This window comes from Variovorax sp. (assembly GCF_035634955.1).
Classification (GTDB): domain Bacteria; phylum Pseudomonadota; class Gammaproteobacteria; order Burkholderiales; family Burkholderiaceae_C; genus Variovorax.
In genome coordinates this window covers 1-12,329 of the sequence record NZ_DASQBZ010000024.1, presented here as the reverse complement: position 1 = coordinate 12,329, position 12,329 = coordinate 1, and the positions used below count along the sequence as shown (strand labels likewise).

At 69.7% G+C, this 12,329-nt stretch carries 11 protein-coding genes; 2 read left to right on the top strand and 9 right to left on the bottom strand.

What is annotated here, in order from left to right:
- Nucleotide 1: 1 nt before the first annotated feature.
- From VES41_RS13015 to VES41_RS12975, 9 genes are all read right to left on the bottom strand, one after another.
- Entirely contained in the window at nt 2-1,411 is a 1,410-nt protein-coding gene (locus tag VES41_RS13015; RefSeq protein ID WP_324817484.1) for a nucleobase:cation symporter-2 family protein, read from the bottom strand.
- Nucleotides 1,412-1,505: 94 nt separating this feature from the next.
- The gene (locus VES41_RS13010; RefSeq protein ID WP_324817481.1) at nt 1,506-2,936 is read right to left on the bottom strand and encodes a UbiD family decarboxylase; all 1,431 of its coding nucleotides are present in this window, start codon (nt 2,934-2,936) and stop codon (nt 1,506-1,508) included.
- Nucleotides 2,933-3,853: an amidohydrolase family protein gene (locus VES41_RS13005; RefSeq protein ID WP_324817479.1), complete on the bottom strand. Its 921-nt coding sequence runs from the start codon at nt 3,851-3,853 to the stop codon at nt 2,933-2,935. The genes VES41_RS13010 and VES41_RS13005 overlap by 4 nt, the downstream gene beginning before the upstream one ends.
- A gap of 26 nt (nt 3,854-3,879) precedes the next feature.
- A complete protein-coding gene (locus VES41_RS13000; RefSeq protein WP_324817477.1) occupies nt 3,880-4,815 on the bottom strand; it encodes an amidohydrolase family protein in 936 nt (311 codons plus the stop codon).
- 37 nt (nt 4,816-4,852) lie between these two features.
- Nucleotides 4,853-5,989, bottom strand: coding sequence for a GTP-binding protein (locus tag VES41_RS12995; protein ID WP_324817474.1), 1,137 nt, complete (start codon nt 5,987-5,989; stop codon nt 4,853-4,855).
- Nucleotides 5,986-8,298, bottom strand: coding sequence for a xanthine dehydrogenase family protein molybdopterin-binding subunit (locus tag VES41_RS12990; protein WP_324817472.1), 2,313 nt, complete (start codon nt 8,296-8,298; stop codon nt 5,986-5,988). The genes VES41_RS12995 and VES41_RS12990 overlap by 4 nt, the downstream gene beginning before the upstream one ends.
- A complete protein-coding gene (locus VES41_RS12985; RefSeq protein WP_324817471.1) occupies nt 8,295-8,792 on the bottom strand; it encodes a (2Fe-2S)-binding protein in 498 nt (165 codons plus the stop codon). The genes VES41_RS12990 and VES41_RS12985 overlap by 4 nt, the downstream gene beginning before the upstream one ends.
- Nucleotides 8,789-9,652: a xanthine dehydrogenase family protein subunit M gene (locus VES41_RS12980; RefSeq protein WP_324817469.1), complete on the bottom strand. Its 864-nt coding sequence runs from the start codon at nt 9,650-9,652 to the stop codon at nt 8,789-8,791. The genes VES41_RS12985 and VES41_RS12980 overlap by 4 nt, the downstream gene beginning before the upstream one ends.
- Entirely contained in the window at nt 9,649-10,272 is a 624-nt protein-coding gene (locus tag VES41_RS12975; protein ID WP_324817466.1) for a UbiX family flavin prenyltransferase, read from the bottom strand. The genes VES41_RS12980 and VES41_RS12975 overlap by 4 nt, the downstream gene beginning before the upstream one ends.
- Before the next feature lie 52 nt (nt 10,273-10,324).
- On the opposite strand from VES41_RS12975, the gene VES41_RS12970 reads away from it, so the two are divergent.
- Nucleotides 10,325-10,684 (top strand): TIGR02444 family protein, encoded by a 360-nt coding sequence (locus VES41_RS12970; protein WP_324817464.1) that lies wholly within the window; start codon nt 10,325-10,327, stop codon nt 10,682-10,684.
- Nucleotides 10,685-10,834: 150 nt separating this feature from the next.
- On the top strand, nt 10,835-11,740 hold the full coding sequence (locus tag VES41_RS12965; RefSeq protein WP_324817462.1) for a LysR family transcriptional regulator: 906 nt from the start codon (nt 10,835-10,837) through the stop codon (nt 11,738-11,740).
- Nucleotides 11,741-12,329 lie beyond the last annotated feature (589 nt).

Here is a 12,329-nt window from a genome sequence, read left to right as displayed (position 1 = left end):
CTCAGGCGGCTCCGTGCAGGTGCTGCCGGCGCTGGGCCTCCTGCTGCGCCTCGGCCTTGCTGTCGCGGCCGTTGAGCATCAGGTTGAGAAGGACCGCCGAGAGCGTGCCCAGCAGGATCCCGTTCTGGCAGAACTTGGCCAGCAGGTCGGGCAGCTGCGCGAAGAAACGGTCCGCCACCAGCGGGATCATCCCGAGCCCTAGGCTGAGCGCCACCACGTAGGCATTCTTGCGGTTGCTCACGAAGTCCACGTGGCCGAGGATGCGCACGCCGGTGGCCGCGACCATGCCGAACATGACCAGCGCCGCGCCGCCCAGCACGAACTGCGGAATCGACGCCGCGAGGAAGGCCAGCTTGGGCAGGCACCCCAGCACCATCAGCATGGCGCCGGCCGTCACGCACACCCAGCGGCTGCGCACCCCGGTGACCTGCACCAGTCCGACGTTCTGCGCGTACGAGGTGTAGGTGAAGGTGTTGAAGATGCCGCCGACGATGGCGCCCACGCCGTCGGCCCGCAGGCCGCGCGCGATGTCGTCCGGCCCCACCGGCTTGTCCACCACCTCGCTGAGCGCCAGGAACTGGCCCACGCCCTCGATCATGATCACCAGCATCACCACGCACAGGGTCAGCGCGGTCATCAGGTCCAGCGTCGGCCATCCGAAGTGGAACGGCGTGATCACGCGCACCCACTGCGCGCTGCCGATGCCGTCGAAACTGACCTTGCCCAGCGCCAGCGACAGCGCGAAGCCGGCGCCGATGCCGATCAGCACCGCCACGTTGGCCAGGAACCCCTTGCACCAGGCGATGATGGCCAGGACGACCAGCAGCACCAGGCCCGAGATGGCGATGTGCAGCGGCACGCCGTACGCCGGGTTGGGCATCGGCCCCGACGGCCCGTGGATGGTGGGGTTGCCGCCGGCCGCCCAGTTGATGCCCACCCGCATGAGCGACACGCCGATGATCAGCACCACCGAGCCGGTGACGACCGGCGGAAACCAGCGCACCATGCGGCCCACGTAGGGCGCCACCAGCAGCGTGAAGACGCCGGCGGTCATCACCGCCCCGAACACCGCCGGCATGCCCAGGCCGGGCGTGGATCCGGTCGCGATGATGGGCGCGATGGCGGTGAAGGTCACGCCCATCATCATCGGCAGGCGGATGCCCACCTTGCCCACGCCCATGCTCTGGATGATGGTGACGATGCCGCAGCAGAACAGGTCGGCGGCAATCAGGAAGGCGATGTCGTCCTTGGACAGCTTGAGCGCGCCGCCGATGATCAGCGGCACCGCGATGGCGCCGGCATACATCACCAGCACGTGCTGCAGGCCCAGCGCCGCCATCTTGTGCAGCGGAAGGACCTCGTCGACCGGGTGCACCTGCGTCGCACCCCTCGTGTTCGTGGCGTTCGTCATGTCTTGTCTCCGGTTGTCGTTGCTCTGATCCACCGGTGCGCCGGGCCGCGGGCGTCTGTCGCGCCCTGTCGGTCCGGCCCCGTCGCGGCCCCGCTCAGGCGGTGGCCCGCGCTCCTGCGCCGCCCGCCAGCAGCGCCGCGGCGCGCGCCATGGCGGCCTCGTCGATGCGTGCGCGCACGCCGTCGAAGTTCGGCCCGCGCGTGGCGTCCAGGCCCATGCGCGAGGTGGTGCCGGCGCCCGAGGCGGACGGGTCGAGCGCGCTGCCGGGCAGCCCGTCGACCATCACCACGTCCAGGTGCGGCTGGAAGTGCGTGGCCATGGCCCACAGCACTTCCTCGTCGCGGGTGACGTCCACGTCCTCGTCGACCGCGATGACGGTCTTGAGGTACGGGTCCCACCCCAGCAGGCCCAGCATGACCTGGCGCGCCTCGCCCGGCCGGCTCTGGCGCAGCGCCACGTAGGCATGGAAGTGCGTGCCCGAACTCGGGTAGTGCACCGCCGTGACGCCGGGAAAGCGCTCCTTGAGCTTTTCCACCATCTCCGATTCGCGCGGGATGCGGCCGAGGTTGAGGTGCTCGGCCGAATTGCCGCCCACCACGTCCAGCAGCCACGCGTCCTTGCGGCGCATGAGCGTCTGCACGCGCAGGAGGTTGTTGGTGGAGCGGTCGGACGAGTAGCCGGTGAATTCGCCGAACGGCCCCTCGTCGGCACGCGCCGCCGGATCGATCACGCCCTCGAGCACGAACTCCGCATGCGCCGGCACCGCAATGCCGTGGCGCGGCGTGCGCACCACCTCCAGCGGCGCGCCGAACAGCCCGCCGGCGACGTCGCGCTCGTCCACGCCGTAGGGCAGTCGCGCGGCGGCGGCGAGCATGAACAGCGGATGCGCGCCGATCACCATCGCCACCGGCAGCGGCCTGCCGCGCGCGCTGCTGGCCTGCAGCATGCGCCACAGGTGACCGCGCGAATGCAGGCTGGTGGCGATCTCCTGCGGCGAATGCACCATCGAGCGGTGGTAGCTCACGTTGCCGATGCCGGCCTCGCGGTCCTCGGCGATCACCACCGCGTTGGTGATGTACGGGCCGCGGTCGGTGGCGAAGTGGCGGATGGCCGGCACGCTTGCCAGGTCGAAACCGTCCGTCTGCACCACTTCGGTGACCGCGCCGCTGCCCACCTCGCGCGGCGCCACCATGCGGCGGCTGCGCGCCTGGTATTCGGCGTGGATGCCGGCGGCGGGAACGCCGCCGAGCATGCGGCCGACCCGCTCGCGCGATGCGAACAGGTTGGTCACCAGCGGGCCGCCGAAGTCGCGCAGGCCCTGCACCCGCTCGAACACCAGCGCCGGATGCATCCCCCGCGCCGCCAGGGTCCAGACGGCTGCGGTCACGTCCTGGTCGGCGCTGGCCGGCTCGCACACCGTGAGCACGTCGTCCGGGTACAGCGTGCGGTAGGCGTCGACGAAGCGGTGCAGGTCCTGGCCGGTACCGGCCAGTTCCGCCGCGCGCCGATCGTGGCCCTGGTTCATTTCCTGCCCGGACGGCCGTAGGTGTCGAGCAGGCGCAGCTTGGCCTCGTCGAGGCTGCGCGGCGGAGCGGTGGTCTCGATGCCCACCAGCCGGGCGATGTTGTTGCCCAGGTAGTCCTCCAGCGTGTCCTCGTCGAGATCGATGCCGTGCGGCGCCGGCCGGCACAGCATCTCCAGTTCGCGCAGCCACATGCCCGGCTCGTTGGGCGGGCTGTCGGTGCCGAACACCAGCTTGTGGCGCGGCAGTTCCTTGGCGAACTCGGCGATGCGCGCCTGGAAGCACCAGCCGGACTCGACGTACACGTTGGGCGTGTCCATCGCCATCCAGAAGGTCTCGAACGAGTAGTTGCCGCCGGTCTGGATGCCGAAGTGCGCGATGACGAAGTTGACCATCGGGAACTCGCGGATGATCGGGTAGAACATCGTCGGGATGGTGAACGGGCCGTCGCCGGTATGGATCAGCACCACGGTGCCGTACTTGGCGCACACCTTCATCGCCGGGCGCAGCCACTCCAGCGCGCGGTCGGGCCGGTAGCCGTGCATGTTGGCGTGCAGCTTGATCATCTTGAAGCCGTACTCCTTGATGTGGAATTCCAGCTCCGCCGCGCCGTTCTCGGGGCCCCAGCGCGGGTTGTAGGTGAAGTTGCCGATGAAGCGGTCCGGGTACTTCTGGCACAGCTCGGCGATGTAGGCCATGTAGTCGCGGATGCCTTCGCGCCCGCGCCGGTTGCCGTCGCGGTAGCCGGTGTTGCCCGGCGGCGGCTGGATGAAGCCCATGTCGATCCGGCGCGGCTTGCCGTTGATCATGTAGGGCCCGTCCATCAGCTTGAGCATGCGCTCGCCGTTGAAGGGCGTGCCGGTGTGGCGCCAGGCCTCGTCGACCAGGTTGGTGGGGTGCAGGTGGGTGTCGATGATCATGTCGTTCGTCTCCGGATGCGTCTCGTTCAGTACAGGGCGATCACGGGCTGCGGATCGACCTGGCGGCCCAGGTGCCGGCACGCGTCCTCGAAGGTGCGCGGCACGGGGGTCGGCTCGATGCCGACCATGCGGGCGATGTTGTTGCCCAGGTAGTCCTCGAGCGTGTCCTCGTCGAGGTTCAGGCCCTGGGGCGGATTGGTGCACAGCACTTCCAGCAGGCGCAGCCACATGCCGGGCTCGTTGGGCGGCGTGTCGGTGCCGAAGATGATCTTGTTCTTCGGCAGCACCTTGGCGAACTCGACGATGCGCGACTGCAGGCACCACCCGGATTCGCAGAACACGTTGGGCAGCTCCATGGCCCACTGGAACGGCTCGAAGCAGTACACGCCGCCGGTCTGCACGCCGAAGTGCGCCATGATGAAGTTCACGTTGGGGAACGCCTTGATCATCGGCACCCATTCGGACGGGATGCTGTAGGGCCCGTCGCCGGTGTGCAGCTTGACCGGCACGCCGAGCTCGGCGCACTTCTCGAAGGCCGGGCGCACCCAGTCGAGCGCGCGGTCGGGACGGTAGGCATGCATGTTGGCCTGCATCTGCACCATCTTGAAGCCGTGCTCCACCACGTACCGCTCGATCGCCTCGACGCCGTTCTTGACGCCGCAGCGCGGGTTGTAGACGAAGCAGCCGATGAGGCGGTCCGGATGGTCCTGCGTGCACTTGAGCGTGTAGGCCATGTAGTCGTCGATTGACTGGCGGCCGGACTTCTCGCCGTCGGTCCAGGTGTAGATGGTGTTGCCCTGCGGCGGCTGGATGAACGCCTTGTCGATGCGCCGCGGCTTGCCGTTGACCCAGTACGGGCCGTCCATCGTCGCCAGCAGGCGCTCGGCGGTGTAGGCCTCGCCGTCGTGCCACCAGGCCAGGTCGACCTGGTCGGTGGGATAGCAGCTGATGTCGATGATCATGGATGAGTCTCCTTGTCGGATGTTGGAATGAAGCGCTTCAGGCGGCTTCCAGCGCCTCTTGGAATGCGGTGGCGTCCTGGCTGGCCAGGCAGGCCTGCAGCCGGGCGCGCAACTTCTCGGCCTGCAGGTGGCGGCCGATGAACACCAGCTTGCTGGCCGGCGTCTCGTCCCACCAGGGCATGGAAGCCTTGAACTCGAGCAGGCGGTGCACGCCCTGCAGCACGTGGCGACGCTCGTCGCCCTGCACGTGCAGGATCCCCTTGACGCGGAAGATGTCGTCGCCGCGCAGCGCCAGCAGTTCCTCCAGGGCGCGCTGCAGGCGCACCGCGTCGAAGGGCTGGTCGAAGGTGAAAGACACCGAGGCGACCGAGGGGTCGTGCGTATGCCCGTGCGGGGCGCCGCCATGGCCATGGCGGTGGTCGTGGTCGTGCTCGTGCTGGTGGTCGCAATGCGCGTCGCACACGTGCTCGTGCTCGTCCTGCATGAAGTGCGGGTCGGTCATGGTCAGCGCGTCCGACTCGAACGACTGCAGCCCGAGGATGAGCGACAGGTCGACCTTCGCGTGCGAGGTACGCAGGATCGGCGCGCTGCCGTTGAGCAGGCGGATTCGCCCTTCCAGCGCGTCGAGCTGCGCGGCGTCGACCAGGTCGGTCTTGTTGAGCAGGATGCGGTCGGCCACCACCAACTGCGTGACCGCCTGGTTGTCGTGGTCCGCCAGCGCCGGGTCGTCCAGGTGCGGCTGCACGTGCAGCGCGTCCACCAGCGCGACGACGCCGTCGAGCACCACCTTTTTCGCCACCTCGTTGTCCATGAAGAAGGTGGCGGCCACCGGCGTCGGGTCGGCCAGGCCGCTGGTCTCCACCAGGATGTGGTCGAACTGGTCCTTGCGCTCGAGCAGCTTCTGCAGGATCTGCACCAGGTCGTTGCGCACGTCGACCACGCAGCAGATGCAGCCGTTGGCCACCTGGAAGATCTCCTCTTCCGAGGCCAGCACGAGGTCGGAGTCGACGTCCACCTCGCCGAACTCGTTTTCGATCACCGCTATGCGGTGGCCATGGCGCTCGGTCAGGATGTGGTTGAGCAGCGTCGTCTTGCCGGCGCCGAGGAAGCCGGTGAGGATGGTGACGGGCACCGGGCGCTGGGCCGCCTGCGGCGCGTGGGCGTGCGTGGTCATGCGGGAATTCCTTCCTGTTCCTGGGTGGGGGATGTCTGCCGCTCGCGCAGGGCTGCCAGCACCTGCTCGGGCTTGATGGGGTAGTGGTGGAAGCGCACGCCGATGGCGTCGTACACGGCGTTGGCGATGGCCGGGCCGACGGCGATGATCGGGTCCTCGCCCACGCCCTTGGCGCCGAACGGGCCGCCGGGATCGGGTGCGGTCTCCAGCAGCACGGTGTGGATGGGCGGCATGTCCATCGACAGCGGCATCTTGTAGTCGACGAAGTTGGCGTTGAGCGAACGCCCGGTCTTCATGTCGATCTGGTAGTCCTCGTACAGCGTGTGGCCGATGCCCTGCTGGATGCCGCCCTCGATCTGGCCGGCCGCGCCGACCGGGTGGATCACCTTGCCGATCTCGTGCACCGGCACCACCTGGCGCACACCGATGCGGCCGGTCTCGGTGTCCACTTCCACCTCGACGAAGTGGGCGGCGAAGGAATACGACTTGGTCGGGTGGTAGGTGGCGCTGCCGACGAACTGGGCGGCCGGAACGCCCTTGCGCGGGCCCACCACGTCGCGGATGCTCATGCGCCGCGCGTCCTGGCCGCGCACGAAGACATGGTCGGCGCGCACCTCGAGCTGGTCCTGCGGCGCCTCGAGCATCGCGGCGGCGCGCTCGAGCAGCTGTGCCTTGACCTTGGCCGCCGCCATCTGCGCCGCGCGGCCGCCCATGTAGGTGGTATGGCTGGCGAAGGCGCCGATATCCCAGGGCACGACGTCGGTGTCGCCGTGCACGCAGGACACCCGCTCGAAGCTCACGCCGAGCTCCTCCGCCACGATCTGCGACAGCGCGGTGTGCGCGCCGGTGCCCAGGCCGGCGGTACCGGTGAGCAGCACCACGGTGCCGTCCTCGTTCATCTTGACGATGGCGTTGCCCTGCTCCTTGATGCCCGGGTAGGCGCTGCTGCCGTGCATCTCGCAGCCGATGCCCCAGCCGGTCTTGATCACGCCCTTGTCGCGGCCGTGGCGGCGCACCGCGGGCCAGCCGACCAGCTCGCGGCCGTGGCGGACGCAGTCCGGCAGGCCGTGGCCGACGATCGGGTGCCCGGACGGCGCGATGTCGCCCTCGCGCACCGCGTTCATCTGCTTCAGGTCGGCCGGGTCCATGCCCAGGCGCTCGGCGGCCTCGTCCAGCTGGATGTCCAGCGCCCAGTACACCTGCACCACGCCGTAGCCGCGGAAGGCGCCGGCGATCGGACTGTTGGTGTAGACGCAGCGCCCTTCGAGCTGCACGTTCTCGCAGCGGTACAGCGACACCAGCGCGCTGGTGCCGACGATGGTGACCCCCGGACCGTGCGAGCCGTAGGCGCCGGAGTTGTAGACCACCTTGGCCTGGCGGGCGGTGATGGTGCCGTCCTTGCGGAAACCCTGGCGCAGCCACACGCGCATGGGATGACGCGTGCGCCCGCCCAGGAAAGTCTCTTCGCGCGTGTACTCCATGCGCACCGGCCCGCGCGTCTGGCGGGCCAGCAGCGCGCACAGGAATTCGTGCTGGAACAGGTCCTGCTTGGCGCCGAAGCCGCCGCCCATGTGGTCCACCAGCACCCGCACCTTCGACAGCGGCAGGCCCAGCACCTCGGCCATGATGCCGCGCACCATGAACGCCGTCTGCGTGGAGATCCACACCGTCAGGTTGCCGTTGCCGTCCCAATGGCAGGCGCAGACGTTGGGCTCCATGTAGGCCGGTGTGGGGCGACCGCCCTCGTACTCGCCTTCGATGATGAAGTCCGCCTCGGCAAAGCCCTGTTCGACGTCGCCGCGCTCGAACACCTGCGGTGCCAGCACCAGGTTGTGGCCGAAGCCGCGGTCGTGGATGAGCGGCGCGTCCGGTCGCTGCGCCTGCTCCACGTCGAACACGGCGGGCAGTTCCTCGTACTCGACCTCGATCAGTTCGAGCGCCGCCTCGGCGATCTCCTCCGTGGTGGCCGCCACCGCGGCGACACCCTCGCCCCAGTAGCGCACCCGGTCCTCCAGGATGTACTGGTCGCAGGTGACCGAGGCCGAGCGCGGATGCGGCGAGCCGGCATGCAGCACGCGCGGCACGTTCTCGTGCGTGAGGACCGCCTTGACGCCCGGCAGCGCCAGCGCGCGGCTGGTGTCGATGCGCAGGATGCGCGCATGGGCGACCTCGCAGCGCTTGATGCGTCCGTAGAGCATGCCGGGCCAGTGGAAGTCGCCGGCGTACCGGGCGTTGCCGGTCACCTTGTCCAGCAGGTCGGTGCGCTTGACGCTGCGGCCGACGACGTCGAGGTCGTGCTGCGCGGTCATGGCTGCAGCTCCTCGGCGGCCGCCAGCCGCGGCCCGCCGGCCGTCCGGCTGATCGCGTCGATGATCTTGGTGTAGCCGGTGCAGCGGCAGATGTTGCCGGCGATGGCGAAGCGGATCTCGTCCACCGTGGGCGACGGGTTCTCGTCCAGCAGCGCCTTGGCCGCCATGATGATGCCCGGCGTGCAGAAGCCGCACTGGGCCGCGCCGCAGCGCATGAAGTTCTCCTGCAGCGGATGCAGTTCGTCGGCCGAGCACTGCACGCCCTCGATCGTGGTGATCGTGGCGCCCTGCGCCTCCTGCGCCAGCACCAGGCATGAGTTGACGGGCTTGCCGTTCATGATCACGGTGCACGAGCCGCACTCGCCCACGTCGCAGCCCTTCTTGGTGCCGGTCAGGCCGGCCTCGGTGCGCAGCGCGTCGAGCAGGCTGCGGTTCGGCGCCACAGCGATCTCGCGCTCCTCGCCGTTGACGGTGAATGAAACGACCTTCTTCATGCGACCTCCTCGATGGCTTGTTCGATGGCGCGGCGGGTGAGCACGCGCACCATCTCGCGCCGGTAGTCGGCGCTGCCGCGCACGTCGCCGATCGGACGCGCCTCGCCGGCCGCGGCCTGCGCGGCGGCGGCGATGCGCTCGGCCGTCAGCGGCTGCCCGCGCAGCACCGCCTCGGCGGCGCGAGCGCGCAGCGGCGTGGGCGCCACTGCCGCCAGCACGATGGCGATGGCGGTGCATGTGGCGTCCTGCAGCGTCAGCGTGACGGCCACGCCGACGGTGGCCAGCTCCATCTGTGCGCGGCGGCCGTGCTTGATGTAGACCTTGCCGGTACCCGGCGGCGGCGCCGGAATGCGGATGTGCGTGACGATCTCGCCGGCGCCCAGCGCCGTGCGGCCGGGCCCCTGGCAGAAATCCTCCACCGCGCACTCGCGCCGGCCGGCAGGGCCCTCGATGCGCAGCACCGCGCCGTCGGCGATCAGCGGCGGCAGCGTGTCGGCCGACGGCGAGGCGCGGCACACGTTGCCCACCACGGTGGCGCGGTTGCGCACCTGGATGGAGGCGAAGTCGGTGCTGGCGCGGGCCAGGCTGGCGTAGTGCGCCAGCGTGACGGGCGACGTCTCGACCTGGCGCACGGTGACCAGCGCGCCCAGCGTCAGCCCCTGCGCCGGGTCCCACCCGAAGTCGTCCATGCCGGGAATCTTCTTGATGTTGATCACGCGCGCGGGCTGGCGCACGTGCTCCTTCATCTGCACCATCAGGTCGGTGCCGCCGGCCATCAGGCTGGCCTGTCCGGCCCCGTCCCGCAGCAGGCCGACGGCCTCCTGCAGCGTGGCCGGCTCCGCATACTCGAAGTACTTCATGGTTGGAGGGAGGTTGGCTTGGCTTCGTCGAAGGAGCGCCCCGAAGCGGGCCCCGTCCAGCGCCTGACTGCGCCGACGTCGATGTCGAACAGGTCGAGCACGCGGCCGAGCGTGTGGTCCACCATCTGGTCGAGGTTTTCCGGTTGCGCGTAGAAGGCCGGCACCGGCGGCGCGACGATGGCGCCCATCTCGGTGACGGTGGTCATGTTGCGCAGGTGCACCAGCGTCAGCGGCGTCTCGCGCGCCAGCAGCACCAGCCGGCGGCGTTCCTTGAGCATCACGTCCGCGGCGCGCGCCACCAGCGTGCCGCCGGTGCCTGATGCGATCTCGGCCAGCGTCTTCATCGAGCACGGCGCCACCACCATGCCCAGCGTGCGGTACGAGCCGCTGGCCACGCAGGCGCCGATGTCCTCGTTGCGGTGCACCTTGTCCGCCAGTGCCGTCACGTCCGACAGGTGCAGCCGCGTCTCGCACGCCATGGTGAGCTGGGCCGCGCGGCTGACGACCAGGTGCACCTCGATGTCGAGCGGTCGCAGCAACTGCAGCAGGCGGTACCCGTAGACGAAGCCCGAGGCCCCGGTGATGGCGACGATGAGCCGGCGCGGTGTCTGCGTGGTCATGGGGTTCTCCTGGCCCGGTCCGGGCTCAGCGGGCCGCATACTCGCGGCCGCCATGACGCACGACGACGCCTGGAACTACATCGCCGCTGCCTGGAGCCGACCCGGCGCCGCGCAGGACCTGCTGCGCCGCCAGGACGACGAAGGCCTGGACGTGGTGCTGCACCTGTTCGCCCGCTGGGCGCTTGACCAGGGACGCGCGCTGGACGATGCCGCGCTGCGCGAAGCCGAGGCGCTGGTGCGCCCGTGGCGCGACCAGGTGGTGCAGCCGCTGCGCCGGCTGCGCCGCGCGTTGAAGACGATGGATGCCGATGCGGGGCGCCGCGAGACGGTCCGGGCCCAGCTGCAGGCCGCCGAACTGGCGGCGGAGCGGGCTCAGCTGGAACAGCTTTGCGACTGGCTGGCGGCGCGCTGACGCCGCTTGCTGGATGAACATCGCGGGCTCCTGAGAACGTGGAACTCCGACCCGGCGGAACTCGTGTCCGCCACGGGCATGCGATGGATAGTGACAGCCTCAATACATTTGAGAAACAGCAAAATTCTTATATATTCATCGAACTAGTCCATGAATGTCACCCTGCGCCAGTTGCGCGCCTTCATTGCGGTTGCCGAGGCGCAGCACTTCACGCGCGCCGGCGACGCGCTGAACCTCACGCAGTCGACCGTGAGCACGCTGGTGCGCGAGCTGGAAACCAACCTGGGCCTGCGCCTGTTCGACCGCCACACGCGCATGCTGCGGCTGACCGAGGCAGGCGCCGAGATTCTTCCGCTGGCACGCAAGGCGGTGGCCGACCTGGACAGCGTCATCGGCAGCTCCGCGCAGCTCAAGACGCTCGGGCGCGGGCGGGTGTCGCTGGCGGTCTCGTCGGTGCAGGCGGCCCTGGTCATGCCGCGTCTGATCCGCGACTTCAGCGAAGGCAATCCGGGGGTGCGCGTGGTGATGCACGACGTGGTGCAGGAAGAAGTGCTGAACATGGTGCGCGCCGGCGAGGTCGACTTCGGCCTGGGCACCGCGTTCGGCGCGCGCCACGAGCTGGGCATGCGGTTGCTGTGGTCCGAGACCTTCCACGCCATCCTGGCGCCCGGCCACCCGCTGGCACAGGCGGCACGCGAACTCACCTGGAAGGACTTGCGCGACGTACCCGTGATCGGCCCGCGGCCGGGCAACCCGGTGCGCGACCAGCTCGATTTCGCGCTGGCACGCGAGGGCATGTCGCTGCAGTTCGCCCACGAGGTCTCGCTTCCGCTGACGATCGTCGGCATGGTCGAGGGCGGCCTGGGCGTGGGCGTGCTGACCACCTCCATGCGCCGGGTGATCGACGCGCTGGGCCTGACCATGCGCCCCATCGCGCGGCCGGTGGTCAAGCGCGAAGTGGTCCTGGTGTTTCACGCCGACCGCTCGCTGTCTCCGGCGGCGCAGCGGTTCCGCGACCTGCTGGTCGAGCGCCGCGCCGAGCTCGCCGACGGATGACCGGCGCGGTGCGCGTCGCGCACCACCAGCGCGCACGCTGCGCACCCGAGGCGGTTTGGGGAGTGGCGTGTTCCGAGAATCAAGGTTGCGCCCTGCTGCGGCGGCGGGCGGCGCGTGCCGGGGGCCTTCACTGTGTCGGCCCCTTCGGGGCTGCCCTGCGGTGCTCGCGTGGCCGGCCTGCACCGTGGAACTCACTTCGTTCACTGCGTTCACTGCGTTCAAACAGCCACGGTGAGCTAGAAGTTGAAGCGCGCACACCTGTGCGCGCAGGCCGGCCACGCTGCGCTCCTCGGCGACACAGAGGCGGCCCCCGACACACGCCGCCCACCGCCGCAAGACACGTCGCGTCGCACAACGGTTTTGTTCGCCCCAGGGCCAGGTCACGGCCGGTCACCCGCCCGCCGTCCGGCACGACCGGTCACGTCGCCCAAACGCGATCACGCCGCCCCAATCGCAACAGCCCTCCCGAGCAACCGAAGGCCGCACGGCTTGCACGCCACGCCGCCCGGCCTGCGCTGTCCGTCGGCGGCCGCCTCTGTGCCGCCGAGGAGCGCAGTGAAGCCGGCCTGCGCGCACAGGTGTGCGCGCT